This is a genomic window from Paractinoplanes pyxinae (assembly GCF_026626335.1).
Lineage (GTDB): Bacteria > Actinomycetota > Actinomycetes > Mycobacteriales > Micromonosporaceae > Actinoplanes > Actinoplanes pyxinae.
Map to the genome: position 1 here is coordinate 172,191 of NZ_JAPNTZ010000003.1, position 22,410 is coordinate 194,600.

General features: G+C 69.5%; 17 protein-coding genes and 1 pseudogene. 7 read left to right on the forward strand and 11 right to left on the reverse strand.

Features of this window, described 5'->3' with window-relative positions; genetic code table 11:
- The first annotated feature begins 80 nt into the window (after positions 1-80).
- The 4 genes from OWR29_RS08875 to OWR29_RS08890 are packed head-to-tail and all read left to right on the forward strand — an operon-like array spanning position 81 to position 7,529.
- Positions 81-1,133, forward strand: a complete 1,053-nt coding sequence (locus tag OWR29_RS08875; protein ID WP_267562083.1) for a multicopper oxidase domain-containing protein — start codon at positions 81-83, stop codon at positions 1,131-1,133.
- A complete protein-coding gene (locus OWR29_RS08880; protein WP_267562084.1) occupies positions 1,130-5,050 on the forward strand; it encodes a ThuA domain-containing protein in 3,921 nt (1,306 codons plus the stop codon). Before OWR29_RS08875 ends, OWR29_RS08880 begins: the two co-directional genes overlap by 4 nt.
- Positions 5,047-6,558, forward strand: coding sequence for an OmpL47-type beta-barrel domain-containing protein (locus OWR29_RS08885; RefSeq protein ID WP_267562085.1), 1,512 nt, complete (start codon positions 5,047-5,049; stop codon positions 6,556-6,558). Before OWR29_RS08880 ends, OWR29_RS08885 begins: the two co-directional genes overlap by 4 nt.
- An 11-nt stretch (positions 6,559-6,569) precedes the next feature.
- Positions 6,570-7,529 carry a hypothetical protein gene (locus OWR29_RS08890; RefSeq protein WP_267562086.1) on the forward strand — a complete coding sequence of 320 codons (960 nt, stop codon included), beginning with the start codon at positions 6,570-6,572 and terminating at the stop codon, positions 7,527-7,529.
- A gap of 3 nt (positions 7,530-7,532) precedes the next feature.
- On the opposite strand, the gene OWR29_RS08895 is transcribed toward OWR29_RS08890, so the two are convergent.
- Complete coding sequence (locus OWR29_RS08895) at positions 7,533-7,985, reverse strand: MarR family winged helix-turn-helix transcriptional regulator (RefSeq protein ID WP_267562087.1); 453 nt, start codon at positions 7,983-7,985, stop codon at positions 7,533-7,535.
- Positions 7,986-8,040: 55 nt separating this feature from the next.
- Between OWR29_RS08895 and OWR29_RS08900 the strand changes: the two genes are divergently transcribed.
- Positions 8,041-8,688 (forward strand): maleylpyruvate isomerase family mycothiol-dependent enzyme, encoded by a 648-nt coding sequence (locus OWR29_RS08900; RefSeq protein WP_267562088.1) that lies wholly within the window; start codon positions 8,041-8,043, stop codon positions 8,686-8,688.
- Between the two features lie 40 nt (positions 8,689-8,728).
- Positions 8,729-9,579: pseudogene (locus tag OWR29_RS08905) on the forward strand (SCO6745 family protein).
- A 39-nt stretch (positions 9,580-9,618) separates the two neighbouring features.
- Here the strand turns inward: OWR29_RS08905 and OWR29_RS08910 are convergent.
- The 10 genes from OWR29_RS08910 to OWR29_RS08955 all read right to left on the reverse strand — a co-directional run bounded on the left by OWR29_RS08910 (position 9,619) and on the right by OWR29_RS08955 (position 19,959).
- Positions 9,619-10,692, reverse strand: coding sequence for an endonuclease NucS domain-containing protein (locus OWR29_RS08910; protein WP_267562089.1), 1,074 nt, complete (start codon positions 10,690-10,692; stop codon positions 9,619-9,621).
- A gap of 47 nt (positions 10,693-10,739) precedes the next feature.
- Positions 10,740-10,907, reverse strand: a complete 168-nt coding sequence (locus tag OWR29_RS08915) for a hypothetical protein (RefSeq protein WP_267562090.1) — start codon at positions 10,905-10,907, stop codon at positions 10,740-10,742.
- A gap of 232 nt (positions 10,908-11,139) precedes the next feature.
- Positions 11,140-12,777 carry a fucose isomerase gene (locus OWR29_RS08920; RefSeq protein WP_267562091.1) on the reverse strand — a complete coding sequence of 546 codons (1,638 nt, stop codon included), beginning with the start codon at positions 12,775-12,777 and terminating at the stop codon, positions 11,140-11,142.
- The gene (locus tag OWR29_RS08925) at positions 12,774-14,207 is read right to left on the reverse strand and encodes an FGGY-family carbohydrate kinase (protein WP_267562092.1); all 1,434 of its coding nucleotides are present in this window, start codon (positions 14,205-14,207) and stop codon (positions 12,774-12,776) included. Before OWR29_RS08925 ends, OWR29_RS08920 begins: the two co-directional genes overlap by 4 nt.
- Positions 14,204-15,175: a LacI family DNA-binding transcriptional regulator gene (locus OWR29_RS08930; protein WP_267562093.1), complete on the reverse strand. Its 972-nt coding sequence runs from the start codon at positions 15,173-15,175 to the stop codon at positions 14,204-14,206. Before OWR29_RS08930 ends, OWR29_RS08925 begins: the two co-directional genes overlap by 4 nt.
- Positions 15,169-15,759 carry a hypothetical protein gene (locus OWR29_RS08935; protein WP_267562094.1) on the reverse strand — a complete coding sequence of 197 codons (591 nt, stop codon included), beginning with the start codon at positions 15,757-15,759 and terminating at the stop codon, positions 15,169-15,171. Before OWR29_RS08935 ends, OWR29_RS08930 begins: the two co-directional genes overlap by 7 nt.
- 10 nt (positions 15,760-15,769) lie before the next feature.
- On the reverse strand, positions 15,770-16,597 hold the full coding sequence (locus OWR29_RS08940) for a carbohydrate ABC transporter permease (RefSeq protein WP_267562095.1): 828 nt from the start codon (positions 16,595-16,597) through the stop codon (positions 15,770-15,772).
- On the reverse strand, positions 16,594-17,517 hold the full coding sequence (locus tag OWR29_RS08945) for a carbohydrate ABC transporter permease (protein ID WP_267562096.1): 924 nt from the start codon (positions 17,515-17,517) through the stop codon (positions 16,594-16,596). The genes OWR29_RS08940 and OWR29_RS08945 overlap by 4 nt, the downstream gene beginning before the upstream one ends.
- A gap of 13 nt (positions 17,518-17,530) precedes the next feature.
- Positions 17,531-18,847 carry an ABC transporter substrate-binding protein gene (locus OWR29_RS08950; RefSeq protein WP_267562097.1) on the reverse strand — a complete coding sequence of 439 codons (1,317 nt, stop codon included), beginning with the start codon at positions 18,845-18,847 and terminating at the stop codon, positions 17,531-17,533.
- Positions 18,848-18,996: 149 nt separating this feature from the next.
- Positions 18,997-19,959 carry a LacI family DNA-binding transcriptional regulator gene (locus tag OWR29_RS08955; protein ID WP_267562098.1) on the reverse strand — a complete coding sequence of 321 codons (963 nt, stop codon included), beginning with the start codon at positions 19,957-19,959 and terminating at the stop codon, positions 18,997-18,999.
- A gap of 76 nt (positions 19,960-20,035) precedes the next feature.
- Here OWR29_RS08955 and OWR29_RS08960 point away from each other — a divergent pair, with 76 nt between their 5' ends.
- Entirely contained in the window at positions 20,036-22,402 is a 2,367-nt protein-coding gene (locus tag OWR29_RS08960; protein ID WP_267562099.1) for a GH116 family glycosyl-hydrolase, read from the forward strand.
- Positions 22,403-22,410: the final 8 nt, after the last annotated feature.

A 22,410-nucleotide genomic window follows, 5' to 3' on the forward strand; every position in this document is an offset into this window, starting at 1 on the left:
CCGGCACTCGCGGACCACCTGCCCGCCCACCCTCGACAGCAATGGCGTTCCGGCCCGGCCGGTGACGTTGGAGGACGCGCATGAACGACAACGTTGTCAACCGGGACGGAGAGCGTCTTCGCCGCCGGTCCCTGCTCGCCGCGGCCGGGGTGCTCGGCCTGACCGGCGGCGCGGTCGCGGTGACGCGAGGCGAGCCGGCCCGAGCCGCCGCCGGCGTCACCAAGAAGATCACCATCTACGCCGAGGCGTTGCCGGGCAACCTGATCGGATACGGCCTGACCAGGGGCGGCGCCACCATCCCGGGCCCGATCCTGGAGATGTACGAGGGCGACACGCTCGAGATCACCCTGGTCAACACGACCACCCAGCGGCTGTCCATCCACCCCCACGGCGTCGACTACAGCGTCGACTCCGACGGGTCGCCGTTCAACGCCTCGTTCAACGAGCCCGGCCAGACCCGCACCTACACCTGGCGCTCGCACGAGATGACCACAGTGGCCGGTCGCCGGTTCATGCCCGGCAGCGCCGGCTACTGGCACTACCACGACCACGCGCTGGGCACCGACCACGGCACCGGCGGCCTGGCCCGCGGGCTCTACGGCGCGCTGATCGTGCGGCGGCGGGGCGACATCCTGCCCGACAAGCAGATCACCGTCGTCTTCAACGACATGCTCATCAACAACAAGTCCGCGCCCAACACGCCGATGTTCGAGGCCAACCTGGGTGAACGGGTGGAGTGGATCGCGATCGGCCACGGCAGCCTTTTCCACACCTTCCACCTGCACGCGCACCGCTGGGCCGACAACCGCACCGGCATGCTCGAGGGCCCGGCCGACCCCAGTCAGGTCGTGGACAACAAAGACCTCAACCCGGGCAGCTCGTTCGGGTTCCAAGTGCTCGCCGGCGAAGCCGTCGGGCCGGGCGCCTGGATGTACCACTGCCACGTCCAGATGCACTCGGACACGGGCATGGCCGGAATTTTCCTCGTACGCAACGCGGACGGCACGATGCCGCCCGGCGCTCAGGAGGCGATCGACCGGTTCCAGGGCCACCAGCACACGGCGGCCGCCACCGCCGCCACCACAGCTACCGAGTCGGCACAACCGCACGTCCACGGAGGGACTGGCTCATGAGATTCCGAAGGCATCGAACCCTGATCATCGGCTTGGCGGTGCTGCTCACCGTCGGCGCCGCTCCACCGCGCGAGGCCACCGCCCAGCAAGCCGCCGCGGCCGCCGCAGCGCCCGCCAAGCCCGCCGTCCTGGTCTTCTCCGGCGCCGCCACCGCCCAGCAAGACCCGGTGACCCGGGCCACCCAGACCATCAAGGAGCTCGGCGTCGCCCAGGGCCTCACCGTCACCGCCACCACCGATCCGGCTGTGTTCAGCCCGGCCGGTCTCGCGGCGTACCGGGCCGTCGTCTTTCTCTCCGCTGACGGCGTGCCGCTGAACGCCGTACAGGAAAACGCTTTGAAGGGTTTTGTGAACGCGGGCGGCGGCTTCCTGGGCATCGGTGACGCGGCCCGGGCCCAGCTCGACTCGACCTGGTTCACCGGCCTGATCGGCACCCGGCCGGCCGGCGCGATCCCGGTGTCGCACCCGGTTTCGGCGGTCACGGCCAGCGGCGAGAACCCGCCCAACGAGACCGCGGTCAAGCTCATCGACGGCGACTCGAACACCAAGTGGCTGGTGCGCACGCCGACCGGCTGGGTGCGCTACGAGCTGGCCGCCCCGGCCCGGGTCACCGGTTACGCCTTGACGTCGGCCAACGACTCGTCCGGTCGTGACCCGAAGGACTGGACGCTGCAGGGCTCCGCCGACGGGCAGGTTTGGTCCGATGTGGACCGCCGGACGAACCAGACCTTCCCGGATCGTTTCCAGATCCGGCGTTTCGACGTGACCACCCCGGGCGACTACAAGTTCTACCGCCTGAACATCACGGCCAACAGCGGCGAGCCGCTGACCCAGCTGGCCGATCTGCGCCTGTTCACCGGCACCACCGAGACGCCGGCCCCGCCCGCGGTGAACCGGGCCGTGGTCGACATCCTCGACCGTCAACATCCGGCCACAAAGGACCTGGCGCTGACCGTCACGCGCGAGGACCGTTGGCACAACTGGGATCCGAACCCGGTCGGCCAGGTGCACACCCTCGCGCAGGTCGAGGAGCGCCACTACAACCCGGGTCTGGGCGCGAACGGCCCGTTCCACCCGGTCTCGTGGTGCCGTGACTACGACGGCGGCCGCTCCTTCTACACCGGCATGGGTCACACCGAGGGCTCGTACGGCGAAGAGGCCTTCCGCAAGCACCTGACCGGCGCGCTCGGCTGGACCAGCGGCATCGTCCGCGGCGACTGCCAGGCCACGATCGCGAGCAACTACAAGGTCGAGCGGCTCACCGCGGCCAACCAGACCGGCCAGCTCGACCAGATCGGCGAGCCGCACGGCCTGACCATCGCGCCCGACGGCACGGTGTTCTACGTCGGCAAGGCGGCCTGCCCGAGCGGCCCGGTCGTCCCGTGGGACAACCCGAACGTCGGCCTCGGCTGCGGCACCATCCACAGCTGGGATCCGGCCAGCAAGTCGGTTAAGCTGCTGACCACCCTGCCGGTCATGGGCAACCGGGGTAGCGGCGACGAATTGCAGAAGAACGAGGAGGGCCTGCTCGGCATCGTGCCCGACCCCAAGTTCGCCGAGAACGGCTGGCTCTACGTCTACTGGATGCCGCACGCCTCGATCGACCGTGAGAAGCGCGTCGGCCAGCGGACGGTCTCGCGTTTCACGTACGACAAGGCCGCGCGCACCATCGACCAGGGCACCCGCAAAGACCTGCTGAACTGGCCGGTGCAGATCCACAGCTGCTGCCACGCCGGCGGCGGCATGGCCTTCGACGACAAGGGCAACCTGTACGTCGGTTCCGGTGACAGCAACTCGTCGGGCGGCTCGGACGGCTACTCCGGCAACAACTGGACGCAGGAATACCAGGGCCTGTCGTTCCAGGACGCGCGGCGCACGGCCGGCAACACGAACGACCTCAACGGCAAGATCATCCGCATCCACCCCGAGGCGGACGGCACGTACACGATCCCGTCGGGCAACCTCTTCCCGCCGGGCACCGCGAAGACCCGTCCCGAGATCTACGTGATGGGCGTGCGCAACATCGCCCGCCTGCAGATCGACCCCAAGAAGCAGTGGCTGACCGCGGGCTGGGTCGGCCCGGACGCCGGCTCGCCCAACCCCGAACTGGGCCCGGCCAAGTACGAGACGGCCACCATCATCACCGAGGCCGGCAACCACGGCTGGCCCTACTGCATGGGCAACCGGCAGCCGTACCGCGACCGCAGCAACACCGACGCCAAGGTGCTGACCGGCTGGTACGACTGCGATGCGCCGAAGAACGAGTCGCCGCGCAACACCGGACTGACCGACCTGCCGCCGATCAAGGACAACATGATCTGGTACTCGCCGGACGGCGGCGGCCCGGTCTTCCCGAAGCGGGCCGGCAGTGACATCCCGACCTACAACGCCGCGGATGCCACGTACACCCAGCCCTACCTGCGTGGCGGCGGCCAGGCCATCATGTCCGGCCCGACCTACCACCGCGACCTGGTCGACGCCTCGAGCGGCGTCGCGTGGCCCTCGTACTGGAACGACAAGTGGTTCATCGGCGACCAGTCGAACGCGGCCAACCGGGTCGCGGTCACCGTCGACCAGCCGGGTAAGCCGCCGGCCTTCGGCGAGTCGTTGCGGGCCATCATCCCGGCCGGCGGCACCGCCACGACGCTGCAGTCGTGGATGGACGCCAAGTTCGGGCCGGACGGCGCGCTCTACCTGCTCGACTACGCGGGCGGCTTCTTCAGCCTGCACCCGAACCAGAAGTTGATCCGGGTCACCTACCAGGGTGGGGCGGCCACGCCGGCGCCGGCCGCGACGTCGGTGGCGGTGCAGAACAAGCCGCTCACGGTGGCGTTCAACGGATCCCGCTCGGGCGGGCTGTCGTACAAGTGGACGTTCGGCGACGGTGGCACCTCGACCGAGGCCAATCCCACCCACACGTACGCGAAGGTCGGTTCCTACACAGCGACGCTCACCATCACGTACGCCGGGGGTGAGACGGCCACCGTGAAGACGACGGTCGTGGTGGGTTGCGCTGTCGCCGATCCGAGTTCCACCGTACGGCTGGACGAGACCGACACCGGCGTGGCGAACCGGGTCGTGGGCCAGGGCTGCACGATCGACGACCTCATCGACGACGAGAGCACCTGGGCCACGCACGACGCCTTCGTCCGTCACGTGACGACGGTCGTCAACTCGCTCAAGGCCGACGGCGTTGTGAACGACCGCGAGGCGGGCACCCTGACCCGGTTCGCGGCGTCCTCGAAGATCGGCACCGCCGGGCACACCGGCTACGTCTCGATCTACAACGGCACGCCGGAATCGTTGCAGGACTGGGCGCAGGCGCCGACCGGCCAGTTCACCATCCAGCCGGACGGGTCGCTGCGGCCCAGCGGCGGACTCGGAATGCTGTACTACACCAAGCCGTTCAAGGACTTCTCGCTGACGCTGCAGTTCCGCGACGTCGCACCCGGCGACGCCCGCGGCAACAGCGGAGTCTTCACCCGGTTCCCCGACCCGCGGATCCCGTTGGAGCAGAGGCCGGCCGGCAGTTGCGGCACGGTCGGCTCGGCCCGCACGTCGCAGGCCTGGGTGGCCATCTACTGCGGCCACGAGGTGCAGATCTACGACGGCGAGACCGGTGAGGTGCAGAAGACCGGCTCCATCTACAACTTCGACCCGAACCCGCTTTCCGCCGCGGGCGCCACCGCCAAGAACGTGTGGAACCGCTACGAGATCCGGGTCGTCGGCCAGCACTACACGATCATCCGCAACGGCAAGGTCATCAACGAGTTCGACAACACGCCGGGCAAGCAGAGCTCGCGTGCCGGTGACCCGCCGACCGACCTGAGGCAGTTCACGGAGGGACTGATCGGCCTGCAGAACCACAGCGACACCGACCTCGTGGACTTCCGCGACATCCGGGTGCGTGCTCTGTGAAGAGAATCCTCATCGCGATCCTCGGGGTGCTGCTGATCCTGACGCCGACCGCGCCGGCCGCCGCCGAACAGGTGCTCACCTGGAAGGCCGACAACAGCATCACCGCGTACCAGACGGCGCCGGCGCAGGCCGTCGCCGGCGCCACCACCATCGTGTTCGAGAACAGCGAGGCCACCGGCAACAACACCGGCATGCCGCACACGCTGACCTTCGACACGTCGACCGCGGGCTACAACCACGACGTCACCCTGAACATCCTGGCCAACCCGTTCGACGCCAACAACGGGCGGCACGAGGCGACGGTGACGCTGACGCCGGGGCGGTACCGGTACTTCTGCTCGATCCCCGGGCACAGCACGATGGTCGGCGAGTTCGTGGTCACCGACGGCGGAACCACGCCGGACACGACCCCGCCCACCGTCTCGGCTTCCGCGGCCGGTACGCAGAACGGGGACGGCGCCTACGTCGGGTCGGCGACCGTCACGGTCACCGCGTCCGACAGCGGGTCGGGCGTCGACACCGTGGAGTACTCGCTGGACGACGCGGCCTTCCAGGCGTACACCGCGCCGGTGGCGGTGACCGCGGTCGGGTCGCACACCTTCCGCTACCGGGCCACCGACAACGAAGGCAACGTCTCCGAGGTCGGGTCGCTGGCCTTCGCGGTGGTCGAGCCGTCACCCGAGGAAGACACGACTCCGCCGACTGTCACTGCACAGATCGGCGGCGATCGCGACGGGGAGGGCGACTATCTCGGTACGGCGACCGCGACTCTGACGGCTTCGGACAACGACTCCGGTGTCGCGCGGATCGAGTACTCCTTGGACGGCGGGGCCTTTAAGGCGTACGCGAATCCGGTTGTCATCACCACGCCGGGGATGCACATGCTGCATTACCGGGCGACCGACAACGCCGGCAACACGTCGGCCGAGCAGATGGCGCACTTCACCGTCGTACCGGCCGAGGAACCGGACACCACCCCGCCGACCGTCCTGGCCGAGGTCGGCGGCGAGCAGAACGACGACGGCGCGTACGTCGGATCGGCCACCGTCACCGTGACGGCGACCGACACCGAGTCGGAGGTCGCCTCGATCGAGTACGCGCTCGACGCGGGCGCCTGGATCGCGTACGCGGAACCGGTTGTCGTCAGCGGGCTCGGGGCTCACACGGTGAAAGCCAGGGCGACGGACACGGCCGGCAACCGGTCGGCCGAGAAGTCGGTGGGCTTCACCGTGGTGTCGTCCGGCGGTGGCGGCGAGGGCTGCGAGGTGCCGGACACCCGGGCCACCGTGGTCATCGACGGCGACGACACGGGCGTCCAGAACTACCGGCTCAGCGACGGGTGCACCGTCAATGACAAGATCGCCGAGCACGGCGACTACCGCGACCACGCCGCGTTCGTGCGGCACGTCGAAACCGTCACGGCCGCGCTGGTCACCGGCGGCACGCTCACCAAACGGCAGCAGGGCACGATCGTCCGCGCGGCCGCCCGATCGGACATCGGATCATGAAGGAGAGTTTTGTGAAGCGTTTGTTGGCTGCCGTCACCGTCATCTCTGCGGCCGGTGTTCTCGCCGCCGCCTCGCCGGCCAGCGCCGCGCTGGTCACCCACTGCATCGGCACCGGGGGAGCGGTCACCGTTCCCAACGACCTGTACGTCCCGGCCGGTGAGTCGTGCTCGCTGACCGGCACCATCGTCACCGGCAACGTCAGCGTGGCCGCGGGCGGCAACCTGGTCGTCAGCGGCGGCAAGTTCTCGGGCGACGTGCGGATCGCCGGCAACGGCTACTTCGACGCCTCCGACACCGAGGTCGGCGGCCCGGTCGTGCTCGCCGCCGGCGGGTACGGGGTGTACCTGCGCGACGCCTCGACGGGCGCGGTGACCGTACGCCCCAAGGGCACCACCACGGTCGACAGCTTCCTGTTCACCGAGGGCGCGACGGTCACCGGCAGCGTCAACGTGCAGGCGGGCGAGGTGCGGGTCGACAAGAACACGTCGATCACGGGCAGCATCACGAGCACCGGCACGTACTACACCGACGTGCACGACTCGTTCGTCGACGGCACGGTGTCGGTGCTGAACAGCAGCACCGGCAGCGTCTTCTGCGGCAGCTCGATCCGCGGCAAGGCGACGTTCGCCGGCAACCTGGGCGGCGTCCAGCTCGGCCCGAACGGCCCGCTCGACTCCTGCGCCTCCGGCGGCTTCTGGGGCAAGGACGTCAGCGTCACCAGCACCACGGGCGGCGTCACCGTCGACGACAACATCATCGACGGCACGCTGACCGCCACCGGCAACACCCCGGTCGCGACGATCGCCGACAACAACCGCATCCGCCGCGGCGTCGTCACCGACCCGGCGGCCGCCGCGGCCCGTTCGGCGGCCCGCCCGGCCGCCCCGCGCACCGACGACACCGCCAAGGCCGACGAGCGCCGCACCGAAGCAGTCCAGGAGGCCACGGAGGCCGGCCCGGCCGACCTCTGACCCTCAACCGCCCACCGGCCCCGGACCATCTGGTCCGGGGCCGGTCAGTTTCTGAAGCGCACGGCGAAGCGCCCGCATCCGGCGGACGCCGAGGACGGCCTGCCAGTCGGCCTCGATCCGCTCCTCCTCGGCGATCGCGACGGGCAGCATGCCGCGACCGCGGGCGGTCAGCCGGATCAGCCGGGCCCGCCCGTCGGACGGATCGGGTGTTCGCTCCACGTAACCGGCCGTCTCGAGCCCGTTGACCAGGGCCAGGGCGGTCTGCTTGGGGATCCGAGCGCGGTCGGCCAGAACGACCAGCCGGGTGCCGTCCGCGTCGATATGGGCCAGCAGTCGCGCTTGGGCCCGGGTCAGATCCGCGTAGCCGGCCGCGGCCAGCGCGGCGACGATACGGTCCTCGGCCGCCCGGAAGCCCATGAACATGAGCCAGCCGGACGAGACCTCGCGATCAACCACCCGTTATTAGTACCATCCTCGTACTACATTCGGCCCGGCGAGAGGAACGGGCACCATGGACGACACCGAAGTCTGGGCGGCCGTCGACCAGCGCCGCCGCGCGATCATCGACCTGCTGACCGGCCTGACGCCGGGCGAATGGGACACCCCCTCGCTGTGCCCGGGGTGGACGGTCAAGGACGTCGCGGCCCACCTGACGATGCCGCTGCTGACCCTGCCCCAGTTCCTGCTGCTCGCGCTACGGCACCCCGGCCGCACCAACCACCTGATCCGGGACGGCTCGATCGACCTGGCCCGGCGCCACAACCGCGCTCAGCTCATCGACAGGCTCAACCGGCTGGTCGGACAGCACCGCCCGATCCCCGGCCTGACCTGCCGCGAGGCGCTGATCGACGCGATCGGCCACACCTACGACATGGCCATCCCCCTAGGTCGCGACATCCACGTCCCCACCACCGACGTGGCCGAAGCCGCCGACCGGGTCGTCTCCTACCGGGGCCGCGGCAACGCGAAGGTCTTCCGCGCGCTGCCCCTGGCCCGGTTTCGCCTGACCGCGACCGACCACCCCTGGACAACCGGAGACGGCGCCCTGGTCACGGGCACCATGACCGACCTGTTCCTGCTGCTCACCGGCCGAGCCGCCCGGATCAGCCACCTGGACGGCCCCGGCGCCGACGACCTGCGCCGCGCCGTCGCCGCCTGACGGTCTTGCCGGGCGGGCGTCCGGGCGATGGGATGGGGGGATGAGCGAGCCGTCTGTCGAGCGCCGGATGTGGGCGTTGTTCGAGCCGTTGCATGCGGTCACCTACTTCGCGCCGGGGCGGCCGGGGCGTTTGAGCAGGCTGGGCTGACCGGGTTCTGGCGCCGGTACTTCGCGGGGCGGGCGGCGGCGTTCGGGGCGGTCGGGGCCGAGCCGGTGACCGCGGCCTTCTACGGGTTCGCGCCGCGGATGGTGGCGCGGGCCCTGCCCAGCGTGTGGGAGCGGATCAGCCCGGCCGACGCGCTGGCGGCTCGCACCGCGGGGGCGACGGCGACGCTGACCGAGTTGTTCGCGGGGGAGCAGCCGGCCGAGGTGGCCGACCTGCTCGAGCAGGCGGCGCGGGCGGCCGACCTGGGCGGGCGGGTGCTGGCCGCCGCGCACGCCGGGCTGCACTGGCCGGACGACGCGGTCGGGCGGCTGTGGCACGCCGCCACCGTGCTGCGGGAACAGCGGGGTGACGGGCACGTCGCGGCGCTGCTGACGGCCGGCGTCGACGGGTGTGAGGCGCTGGTGTGGCGAGCCGGCCTCGAAGGCGGCCGGCTGCGTGAGGTCACCCAGCCCGCCCGCGGCTGGACCGACGACGAGTGGCAGGCCGCCGCCGACCGCCTGCACGAGAAGGGCTGGCTCGACGCCGAGGGAACTGCCACGACGGCCGGCCGTGAGGCGTACGCCCGGGTCGAGCAGCTGACCGACGAATTGGCGGCGAGCCCCTGGCGGCACCTGGGCGCGGCCGACACCGAACGATGCGCCAAGCTGCTGGCGCCCCTGGCCGACCGCGCCTGGCAGGTCGTTCCCGACGACAACCCGATCCCGCTACGCCGCGGCGGGCTCTAGCCGTTCCTGTTGTCGGTCAGTCAGACTCCGTGGGCTGCGTCATTGATCCAGATCGAATCGCTGAGAAAGAATCTCCAAGGTGAAGCGGTTGCGGAGCTTGCAGGCGGAGTTCTGGTTGGCGAACATGCCCTTCTCCCAAATCGCGTGATCCTTGTCCAAGGACTTGATCCACTTCACCGGAACGACGTATTCATCTTTGTCGGGACCGCTGACAGCATGCCGATACCCCGCCGTCAGGGGCAGATCGGTCATCTTGTGAGGCTCACCGTCAACGGTGAGTATGGCCTCGTCAAAGGTGGCGGCGGGACCCACCACTGTGCCCACGGCGACGTACCCGGTTTTCGGAATGTAGACGAAGATGCGGCCCCCGAGCGGGAGCGCGCGCAGTGAACGGCTGTACCACTCACCGCCGCCAGCGGAAATGAAACCGTATTTGCGGGCATCGTCCCAAGCTCGAATGGAGGATTCCTCACCGAAAGCCACGTACCAGTCTTGACCGTTCCAGGTTTCCTTCGCGCTCGACCGGCGTGGCGCGGCGGCGTCGGCGACATCGTTGTCCGGAAGTAACCAAGTCCGGGCCAAGTACGACCGGTCGCCGTCCTGAAAGTATCGGAACAGCGCCACATTGATGGGCACCTGGTAGCGAGACAAATAGCCGATGATCCGTTCGGTCGCCGGGTCCATGTCACCCGCGACGATGGTCAACCGGTGCTCGGCGTTGATCTGCTCGGGCGGCGCAGTACCAAAACGGTCGACAAAGGCCTGCTCGAACGTGTGCCCTGGCCGGTACTGGGTGAACAAGTCCAAGATGTCGTCGTGAGCCAGGCCCTGTACCCATGAGCCGTAGTCGAGCGCCTGAGCGGTCGCCTCCCGGGGAGTGCGATCCCTCTTCAGCTCGATGGCATGAACAACGCCCTCGCTGTCCACGGCGAGCAGGTCGACGACCTTGCCGTGCGCGGTGGGGACTTGACGCCCGACGATCATCAGGGGTTCGCCGAGAATATCTGGATCATGTTCGATCAGATCCTCGAGTGTCTTCTCGAGCGGCACGCCGACCGGGCTCAGCCGCGCCGGCTGGCCGTCGACCCGCCACAACCCCAGTTCCATCGGCATCAGCGTCAACCTCCGGCGCTTTACTCTATCGGCTGCTCAAACAGCCGCTACCGTTCGACCGTCTGCTCATGTGTGGCGGCGTCCGCCGATTTCGGCAAGCGCTCGACGAGCATGCGGTGCAGCGCCAGTTGGCGGCGGTGCAGCTTCAAGCTGGAGAAGAAGGCCAATATCGTCCCGACCGCCCCGGCCCAGGTGGCCCAGTCTCCCATTTCCATGACGTCCTCCCGTTCTCTGTCCTCGGTGAGATACTGCGCGCATCGCGAGGAACGGAGTATCGAGTCAAGGACAGTCGCTCGCGCCGGTGAGAATGTCGACGCTCGGCCACCACCTCGACATGACCCTGGTCCTCGAGCGCCGACACCGAAGTGCGTCCGACCAATCCTTTGCCGCCGTCACAAGGGTTCTCGTGGCCGAAACCGTAGTAAGGCCAGTGCCGACCGAGTGCTGTCAGAGGTGGGTCTCGCCGCAGAGGTGGACCTGGACGCCCAGGGCGGAGAGCATCGCGGCCTTGGCGAGCAGGGCCTTGTCGGCGGTTTCGGGGTCGGGGGCGTAGGCGACGTTGAGGTGGTTGGCCTTGTGGCGGGCCATGAACTGGTCTCGGGTCACGCCGTGAAGGACCGCGTGCATGATGGGCCAGGCCGGGGTCGTGGCCTGGGAGCGGCGCTCGGATTCCTCGGCGGGTAAAGAAAGAGCGGTTGCGCGGCCCAGGTCGGCGTGCAAAGCGTTGCCCTGGACGAAGACTCGGCTCCAGACGACGTCGCCGGGCTTGCTGATGCCCTTGATGGTGGAGCCGCCCAGCGGGAAGTAGACGGGGTCCTGACGGCGGCCCACGGCCTCGGCGTAGCCGGTGGCGAAGTGGGACGGGGGCACCGAACCGGAGATCTCCCACACCCACACGAACTGGCCGTCGTACTCCTCGCCCCAGCGGACGTCGTGCAGGGTGGTCGCCGGGTCGAGGCCCATGGCGGTCCAGATCCGGTTGGTGATCAGGGCGTCGACGGCCACGCCCTCGTCGGCCTCGTTGAAGTGGGGGAGCGGGCGGTCCGCCCACAGCACGCGGGCGCCGTCGCGGGAGGTGACCGGCGGGCGGTCGGCGTTGTTGAGCAGGCCCTCGGCCAGGTCCGAGGCGGGGGAGAGGTCCTTGAGGCCCTGCTGGTACTGGATGCCGACGGCGTCGAGGCCGAAGTCGTCGCTGATGCGCAGGGCGGCCACGTACATCTTGTACTGCCAGCGCAGCTGCGCCTCGGTCAGTTCGGTGGCCTCGTCGGCGCCGAGATCGAACGTCATGCCCTTCGCGGTGAGCCAGGCGCCGACCGCGTCCGCCTCGGTGTCGGGGACGCGCTGCATCTCGGCCCACAACGCGCTCTGCGACAGGCGCTCCTTGTAGATCCCGAGCGGGTTCAGCAGCTCGTCGTCGATGATCGCGTTGTACATGCCCATGCAGCCCTCGTCGAACACGCCGATGATGGCCTTGTCGGCGAGGAGCTCAGCCGCGAGGCTGCGCCCGAGGGCTGTTTCCTCATTTTCCGGCAGTGCGGGCAAATTCCGTACGTGGGAAAGGTCGTGCGCGATCGAGCCGGTGCTCACCCAGCTGCGCAGGCCGGCCCGGAACCAGTCGTCGGTGAAATCGACCGACCAGATCGTCGAATAGCCGACGCCCATCTTGGCCAGGCCCGCGTTGACGCCGAGCAGGCCCACCAGGCCCGGCCAGTCGCCGGCGAAGTTGGCCACCGTGAGAATCGGACCCTTGTGCGTACGCAGTCCGGCGAGCACGTGGTGGCTGTACTGCCACACCGCCTCGGCCACGATGAGCGGCGCCTCGGGCGGGATCGACTTGAACACCTCGAGGCCCATCCGCTGGCTCGAGATGAAGCCGTGCCCCGCCTCGGGATCGAAGTCGTGGGCGCGCCGCACCTTCCAGCCGAGGTCGGCCAGCGCGGCGGTGACGGCGGCCTCCATCTGTTGCTGCACAGGCCATCCGGCCCGGTTGGCCGCGGGGCGCAGGTCACCGCTGGCGATGAGATAGGCGGTGTTGGGCTCGGCGATGGGCCGCGTGGGTGCGGCGGGGAGGGTGTACGTGCTCACGGGGTCCTCCGGTGGCGGGTGGCGAGCGAGTGGGCAATGCTGCGGGTGGCGGGGTAGAGGTCTCGGTAGAGCGCGTAGAGCTCGTCGTATTCGTTGCTGTGCCTGGGATTCGGCTCGATGGTCTCGGCGACCGGGTTCCACGCATTGATGTCTTTGTCACCGGCGGCCAGGAAAGCGGCGCCGTACGCGGCTCCGGTGGTCACCCGGGGAACGACCTGAGCCAAGCCGGTGACGTCGGAGACGATCCGGGTCCACAGGCCGCCGCGGGTTCCGCCGCCGACGGCCACGACGCGGCGGATGTCGGCGCCGGCCTCATGCAACGCCTCGACGTTGTGGCGGACGCCCAGGGCGGTCGCTTCGAGGGCGGCCCGGTAGAGGTCGCCGCGGCTGTGCTCGAGGGTCAGGCCGGCGATCACCCCGCGGGCGTCGGGATCCATGACCGGCGTACGTTCCCCGGCGAAGTACGGCAGCATGAGCAGCCCACGGGCGCCGGGGCCGGACGCTTCGGCTTCGGCGAGCAGCTGCTCGTAGCCGGCGCCGGTCAGGTCGCGCAGCCAGGCGGTGATCGCGCCCGAGGTGGCCATGCCGCCGGCCAGGTTGCGGGTGCCGGGGAAGGCGCCGACCGTGCCCCACATGGCCGGGGTGGTGAGCGGGCGGTCGACCGTGGCGATGAGGAACATCGTGGTGCCGTACATGAGCATCAGGTCGCCCGGATTCTGGGCGCCGACACTGACCGCCTCGGTCCAGGCGTCGATCGTGCCGGTGATGACCGGGGTGCCGGCCGGGATGCCCGCGATCGGTTCCCTGGTGTGGCCGGCCACGTCGCCGGGCCAGGCCAGCGGCGGCAGCTCGAGATCGGGCGCGATGCGTTGTGCCCACGGCCGATACCAGTCGAGAGCGTGCGTGTCGAACAGCGGCGTGCACTGGCTGGCCGAGTGGTAGTCGAGCGTGTAGGCGCCGGTCAGCTGGTACGCCAACCACGACGCCGGCATGAAGAGCCGGCTGCCCGTCTGCTCGTGCTCGGCCAGCCAGGCCAGTTTCGGGCCGACCGCTTGTGTCGACAGCACCGAGCCGCAGCGCTCGAGAATCCCGTCCAGTTCCCGGTTGAGCGCGTCGATCTGTTCTGTGGCACGGGTATCGATCCCGTACAGGATGGCCGGGCGCAACGGCGTGCCGGCCTCGTCGGTCACGAGGACGCAGGGGCCCATGCCGCTCACACCGACGGCGGCGACCGTGGTGCCGGCGGTCAATTCCTCGGCCAGGGAAACGAATTCGTGCCACCAGACGGACGCGTCCATCTCGACGTGACCCGGTTGCGGGCGGTCGACCTCGTGCTCGCGCACCGCCAATCGCTTGACGACGCCGTCCTCGTCGACCAGGACGCCCTTGCTGCTCGACGTGCCGATGTCGACACCGAGGTAGAGGCTCATTTCAACTCCACTGCTCGCAGGACAACGGTTCGGGCCGGGCTGGTGTCGCCGCCGATGCGGTCCAGCAGCAGGGTGGCCGCGGCCTCGCCGAGCTCCCGCGCGGGCACGTCGACGACCCGGATGCCGCGCCGGCCCAGGGAAGCGAACGGCAGGTCGCCGAACACGGCCAGGCCGAAGTCCGGAGTGTCGAGCCCGGCGTCGTGCAGGGCGTCCAGGGCGCCGGCGGCCATCAGATTGTTGGCGACGACGGCGGCGTCCGGCGGGTCGGGCAGCTTGAGCAGGTCGGCCATGGCCAGCCGCCCACCTTCGACGCGGTAATCGGCGTACCGCAGAAGGTCGTCGAGATAGGCCGAGCCGGTGTGCCGGGTCGCCGCCTGCCGCCAGCCGGCCATCCGCAGCTGAGCGGTCTCGACCGAACTGGGCCCGGTGATGCAGGCGACCCGCGTGAAACCGGCCGCGAACAACGATTCCGCGGCCGAACGGCCACCGGCCCGGTTGTCGACGGTGACCGCGTCGACGTCGGCCCGGGCCAGGCTGCGGTCGACCGCGACCACCGGCCTCTGATGGGCGACGAGCCGGCTGACGTCGCTGGCGTCGTCGGCCGGGGCCAGGATGACGCCCGCCATGTGTTCGGCGACGGCGATTTCCAGGTACGTGGCCTCGCGCTCCGGATCCTCGTCGGTGTTGCACAGGACGACGGAGTAACCGGCGGCGCTGGCCCGGTTCTCGACGCCGCGGGCCAGCGCGGTGAAGAACGGGTTCTCGATGTCCGGGATGATCAGCCCGATCACGGCCGAGCGCCGCCCCCGCAACCGGCTGGCGGTCCGGTTGGGGGTGAAGGCGAGCGCTTCGGCGGCGGCGCGCACAAGCCGCTCGGATTCGGCGGACACCTTGGCGCCGTTGAGAACGCGGCTGACCGTGGAGGTGGAGACGCCGGCTCGGGCCGCCACCTCGTAGATGGTCACCACGCTTGGCTCTGCCGGGCGTCGATCTCGGTCAGCAGATTCGTGGTCTGCCGAGCTGCGACGGTCAGCAGAAGCGGCGCGGCCACCAGGGCCAGCACCCCGGCCGAAGCCACGGCGGCGAAACCGGTCAGCACCGTCAGCCCCGTCAGGGTGAGCGCCCACGAGGGGCGGTACGCGGCGAGGATGGCCCCGCCGCGCACCGCCGTCAGGCCGCGCCTGCCCCGAACCGCACCGTAGGCGAGCGCGAACGGCCCGACGATCACCACGGCCGCCGCCGGCAGCACACCCCACGGAGTGAGCAGCGCCGGCCCGGCGACCGACAACAACAACGCCAGCACCGGATCCGGCCGGCCGAGTCTGCCCCGCTGCCCGTCGGCCACCCCGGCGGCGAAGGCGGCCACGGAGGTGAGGGCCAGCATCAGCGGCAGCACGGTGACTGCGGCGAGCCAGCGCGGGGCGCCGGACAGCAGCGCGGTGGCCAGCGGGGCGGAGGACAGCAGGGTCAGCGCGCCCGCGACCAACGTACGGGGAAGCTCGTGCCAGAACGCCGTGGCGCCGGACCAGGTCTCTTTGACCAGAACATCCATGAAGGCCTCCTCAGAGCTTGAGACCGCTGGACGCGATCGACTGCACGATGTAGCGCTGGGCGGCCAGGAACACGATGAGCACCGGGCCGATGGCCATCGCGATGCCGGCCGCGATCGTGCCCAGCGAGCCGGTGGAGAAGCGGCCGGCCAGCAGCACCAGGCCCACCGGCAGGGTCTGCCGCTCGGTGTCGCTGATCATGACGAGCGGCAGCAGCAGGTCGTTCCACCAGTACGTGAAGCACAGGATGCCCAGCGTGGCGATCGACGGACCGGACAGCGGCAGGATGACCCGGGCGAAGGTGCGGAAGTGCCCGGCGCCGTCGAGCTTGGCGGCCTCCTCCAACTCGTACGGCAATGCCAGGAAGTGCTGGCGGAGCAGGAAGATGCCGAAGCCGCTGAAGATCCCGGGGAGGATCAGCGACCACAGGGTGTTGGTCAGGCCGAGCTTCGACATGACCAGGAACAGCGGCACGATCGTCACCTGGATCGGGATCATCAGCGAGCCGATGACGACTGCGAACAGGACGCCCTTGCCGCGGAAACGCAAGCGGGCGAACGCGTACGCGGCGGTAGCGCACGTGACGATCTGGGCCGCCGTGACCGTGGTCGAGACGACGATCGAGTTGGTGAAGAACCGGAAGTACGGCACCTGGTCGGTGACCCGGCCGAAGTTGGCGCCGGTGAGGTTGGCCGGCTCGAAGGTGGGCGGCAGCTTGTAGAGCTCCGCGTCCGAGGCCGAGAAGGCGCCCCGGAAGATCCAGAGGAACGGTGCGGTGATGGCGAGGGCGGCGATCGCGAGGATCACGAACGTGGCCACTCGGCTGAGGGTGCGGCTCATTCGTAGAACGTCCATCTGCGCGAGAACCGGAACTGGACGGCGGTCAGCACGATCAGCACGAGCATGAACGTGATGCCGATGGCGGAGGCGTAGCCGAGGTCGAAGTCGCCGAACGCCCGGTCGTAGAGGTATTCGACGATCGTCCGGCTGGCGTCGCCCGGACCGCCCTGGGTGAGCACCCGCGGCTCGGCGAAGATCTGGAACGAGTTGATGGTGTTGATGACGACCAGGAAAAAGATGGTCGGCGACAGCATCGGGAACGTGATGCGCCAGAACCTCGTCCAGGCGTTGGCCCCGTCGACGATCGCGGCCTCCTTCAGCTGGTCCGGAATCGCCTGCAGGCCGGCGATGTAGACAAGGATCGAGAAGCCGATCGTCTTCCACGAGTTCACGATGATGATCGAGATGGGCGCCCACACCGACGAGCCGAGCCAGTCGATGCGGTCGATCCCGAGCCCGCCGAGTAGATAGTTGACCAGCCCGAGGTCCTTGTTGAGCAGGAACCGCCAGATCAGCGCGACGGCGGCCGCCGAGACGACGAACGGGAACAGGAACGACAACCGGAACACCCCGCGCAGCCACCGGGGCATGCGCGTTTCCAGCAGTACGGCGAGCAGCAACCCGAGGACGACGTTGATCGCGAGGATGGCCAGGGCCATGTACACGGTCGAGCCGTAGACGCGCAGCAGACGCTCATCGGTGAACAACCGCTCGAAGTTGTCGAGCCCGACGAACGTGCCGTCGCTGAGCAGGTTCCAGTCGTAGAAGCTCAGGTAGAGCACGCCCAGCGTGGGGGCCAGCACGAAGATCACGAAGGTGACGATCGAGGGGGACAGGAACGCGAGCGCCGCGAGTCCGTCCTTGCGCTTCCCAGGGGTGGCCCCCCGGCCCGGAGCCGGGGGAGCCTGACGTTCGGTCATGAGAGTGGCCATCTCAGCAGGTGACAATGCTGCTCAGTTCACCCTGCATGTTCTTGAGGCCGTCGGAGACACTCGCCTCGCCGGCGAAGATCAGCTGAAGGTGACGCAGGACTGTCGACTCGAAGGCGCTGTACTTGGCCGGCGCCGGGTAGGGCACGAGCGTCGGCTGCTTGTCGATGCTGTCGTAGTAGAGGTCGGAGTTCGCGGGCGGGACGCCGACCTTCGAGATGGTCTGGGCCAGCGAGCGGCGCGAGGGGATGGAGTCGCCGGGCTTCTCGGGCGTGCCCACGTACTGCTTCTCGATCTCCTCGCTGACCGTGAACTTCTGGTATTCCCAAGCCAGATCGGGGTTCTTGGACGACTTGAGGATCGGATAGCCGGCGCCGCCGAAGACCGTCTTGTACGTGTCGCCCTTCGGGTACTGCTGGATGTCGAACGCCTTGAAGCCGGCCGGCAGGAACGTGCCGATCGGCCAGCGGCCGGCGCCGAACATGGCCACCTGACCGTTCTGGAAGCGGGTGAACACGTCGCTCATCGGCATCGGCGCGGGCGAGACGCCGTCGGTGATCAGCTTGCGCAGGAACGAGACGGCCTTGGTGACCTGCGGCGTGTCGGCCGTCGCGGAGCACACGTCGTCGCTGGTCAGGTTGCCGTTCGCGTTGGCCACCCAGGGCATGATGCCGGGGAAGATCTCGTTGCTGGCCCAGGTGAAGCCGTACGTGTCGGGCTTGCCGTCCTTGTTGGTGTCAGTGGTCAGCTTCTTGGCCGTGGCCTCGAAGTCGGCCCAGGTCCAGTCGGCCTTGGGCGGCTCGACACCGGCCTTCTTGAACACGTCGGTGTTGTAGTAGACGACCATGTTGTTCCAGCCGTAGGTGAGCGTGACGACGTCGCCCTTGACCGTGAAGCCGTCGATCAGGCCCTGCGCGATGTCGCCGGTGATCGCCTTGGCGTCGGCGTCCTTGTCCAGATACTCGTTGATCGGCCGGACGAGGTTGTTCGCGTGCACGAACTGGGCGCCCTCACCCGAGATGACCATCAGGTCGGGCCGCTTGCCCGAGGCGATCAGCGTGGCCACGTTGGCGTAGTAGGTGCCCCAGTTCTCGCCGGTGACCGGGGTGAGCGTCACCGTGGTGCCGGCGTTGGCCGCCATGAAGGCGTCGGCCGTGGCCTTGTTGCCGGTCTCGGCGGCCGGGCCGTAGTTCCAGTAGACGATCTCGAGCGACTTGTCGCCGCCGCCCGCGGCTTCGTCGTTCGAGCAAGCGGTGATGGACGAGACCGCGAGCGCGGCGACCGCGCCTGCCGTCGCGAGCTTTCGTAACGAGGTGTTCATGAGCCTGCGTCCCTCTCGAATTGGGAGCGGAATAGAGGCGGTGCGGTGCGCCACAGTGAAGTCCAAGAAATCGATTTCGTCAAGGTCTCGGCTTTCTCCGGCCGGTAGCGCCCTGATCAGGGGAGTTGCACCTGGGATCGATTGCAGTCTCAGGCCAATTCGGCGCGCAGGACGACCGTACGAGGGGGCTGGGCGTCGCCGCCGATCCGCTCCAGCAGCATGGTCGCCGCGGTGGTGCCGAGGTGCCGCGCAGGCAGCCTGACCTGCACAACTGCCGGCGGCGTGAGGAACATGAAGGGCAGCTCGCCGACCACGGCCAGCCCGAACCGGGCCGGGTCGACGCCGGCCTCGACCACCGCCTGCAGGGCGCCCACGCCCATCAGGTTGTTCGTGGTGAGCACCGCCTCGGGCGGCTCGGGCAGGGCCAGCAGGTGCCGCATCGCCGCGTGGCCACCGTCGGCGCGGAAGTTCGCGTGCTGCAGGTAGCCCTCCGGGATGGCCGCCCGGCGCGCGGTCATGACCTGCCGCCAGCCCAGGAACCTGTCCTCGGTCGACTCGATGCCGACCGGCCCGGCGATGCAGGCGATCCGCCGGTGCCCGGCGTCGAACAGCGCCGTGGTGGCCGCGATGCCGGCCGCCCGGTTGTCCACCTTGACCGCGTCGACCGGGTACGGCGTGGTGCGGTCGACCGCCACCACCGGGCTGCCCAGCGAGGCGATCGCGCCCAGGTCGGCCTCGTCCGAGGCGGGGGCCAGGATCACGCCGGCCATCTGCTCGGACGCGGCGATCTGCAGGTAGCGCAGCTCCTTGCCGGGATCGTCGTCGGTGTTGCACAGCACGACCGAGAAGCCCGACTCCTGCGCCTTGTCCTCGACGCCGCGGGCCAGCGCGGTGAAGAACGGGTTCTCGATGTCGGGGATGAGCAGGGCGACCACCTCGGAGCTCTGCTTGCGCAGGCGGCGGGCGGTCTTGTTGGGCGTGAAGGCCAGTTTGGCGGCGGCCTCGCGGACCGCTCGCTGCTTCTCCGGCGACACGGTGTTGCCGTTGAAGACGCGCGAGACGGTCGCGGGTGAGACGCCGGCGAGCGCCGCAACCTCGTAGATCGTGGCCATGGGCTCACCCTAGTTGACAGTCCGTGAGCTTCGATCTACCTTCGCTGAAATCGATTTCATCATCTGGAGGTCCTGGATGCGGTTCACCGGAGACGCGCGGCGCGCGGTGGCGTTCCCGCTCGGCGGGTTCGGCACCGGGCAGGTGGCGCTGTGCGGGGACGGTGCGCTGCGGCAGTGGCAGCTGCACGGGTTGCCCAACCACCACGCGCTGCTGCCCGACAGCTTCTTCGCGTTGCGCGTCTCGTCGCTCGAACCGCCGGCCGATGTTGTCCGTCTGCTGCAGTCCGAACCGCCCGCGTACACGCCGGCGCCCAACGTCTCCGACGGCGTCTACTCGGCGCCGGATCGGCGGTGGCCGCTCGTCGAGAACACTACGTTCGAAGCGGCCTACCCGTTCGCGACCGTCGACTATCACGACTCCGCGCTGCCGGTGGCGGTCACGCTCGAGGCGCACACGCCGTTCGTGCCGCTCGACGTCGACGCCAGTTCGCTGCCGCTCGTGCGGTACCGCTTCACGATCCGCAACGACAGCACCGAGTTCCGGCACGGGTTCTTGCTGGGCGCGCTGCAGAACGCGGCCGGCTGGGACGGCGTGACGCCCATGGACGGCACGCGCGGTGCCGGCTACGGCGGCAACGTCAACCGGCTGCTGCGACGGCCGGGGCAGAGCGGCGTGCTCATGGACAACCCGAGCCTGGCCGAGGACGATCCGGCCGCGGGCGAGATGCTGCTGTGGACCGACGCGCCGGCGGCGGTGCTGCCGCGGGCGTACGACGCGGAGGCCCTGCTGCGCTGGGTCGAGACCTTGCGGCTGACCGCTCCGACCCAGCTCGGCGACTTCTCGTCGGCGGCTCTGCGCGCCGCCCTGCGCGACGGCGCGTCGCCGATGCGGGCGCCGGTCGGGCCGAGCCCGGCCGGGCACACGTGGGACGCGGGGCTGGCGGCCGCTTTCGCGCTCGAGCCGGGGGAGTCCACGACCATCGACATCGTGCACGCGTGGTGGTTCCCCAACCGGTACGCGGATTTCGACCGCTTCGGGCCGCAGCAGCACTACGGGCCGGCGCGGTTCTGGGTCGGCAACCACTACGCGACGCGCTTCGGCGGGGCGGTCGACGTGCTCGACTCGTACCTGCTGCACCGCGACGAGCTCGACGCTTCGTCCCGCGCCTGGGCGGAGGCGGTGACCACGAGCGACCTGCCGGAACCGTTGCGCGACACGATCGCGGCCCAACCCTCCCTCGTACGGTCCCCGAGCATCTTCCGTACGGCGGACGGCCGGACGTTCGCTTTCGAGGGCGCGCTCGGGGCGTCCACGCGCAACTGGAACGGCGATGCCGGTGGTTCCTGTCCGCTCAACTGCAACCATGTGCTCAATTACGAGCAGGCGTTGTCGCGGCTGTTCCCGTCGGTGGGGCGGGACATGCGCGAGACCGAATTCCTGATCCAGGGCGCGGACGGGTCGATCCCGCACCGCGTGGTGCTGCCGCTCTACCTGCCGCAACTGCACGGGGTGCCGATCGGCGGGCCGGTTAAACCGGCGCTCGACGGGATGCTGGGGGCGGTGCTCAAGACGTACCGCTCGGTGCTCGACGGCGCCGGCGATGAGTGGTTGCGCGACCAGTGGTTGTCGCTTCGCCGGCTGATGATGCACGTTTCTGAGCGTTGGGCGTCGGATGACGGCGTTCTGCGCGGAGAACAGCCGGTCACGTACGACATCGCGCTGCACGGACCGAACATGTTCGTCGGTGCGCTGTGGCTGGCGGCCCTGCGGGCGATGTCGGCCTGCGCGGCTCGGCTGGGGGAGCCGGACCCGTACGCCGACGTCTTCGCCAAGGCGGCCAAGGCGTACGACGAACTGCTGTGGAACGGCGAGTTCTACGGCCAGTCCTCGACCGGTGAGGCGTACGACTTCGGGCCTGGCTGCCTGTCCGATCAGCTGCTCGGCCAGTGGTGGGCCCACGAACTGGGGCTCGGGCATCTGCTGCCGGCCGACCGGGTGCGGCAGGCTCTGCGCTCGATCGTCCGACACAACCTGCGTACGGGGTTCGAGCCGCACGGCTACCGGTCGTTCGCCGACGGCGGCGAGACGGGGCTGGTCGTGTGCAGCTGGCCGCACGGGGGCCGTCCGGCCGTGCCGCTGCGCTACTGCGACGAGGTGTGGACGGGCGTCGAGTACCAGGTCGCCGCGCACTGCTTCTACGAGGGTCTGGACGACGAGGGGCTGGCCATCGTGCGTGGGGTGCGCGAGCGGTACGACGGCACCCGCCGCAATCCGTTCAACGAAATCGAGTGCGGCGACCATTACGTACGGGCCATGGCCGGCTGGTCGCTGCTGAGCGCGTGGACGTCGGGCGGCCGCCCCGGCCGATTCCCTTACGTGGCCGGAAATTCGTGGGGCACGATGACCGTGGCCGAGGACGGTTCTGTCGTACGGGGGGTCTAAGGTCCCTG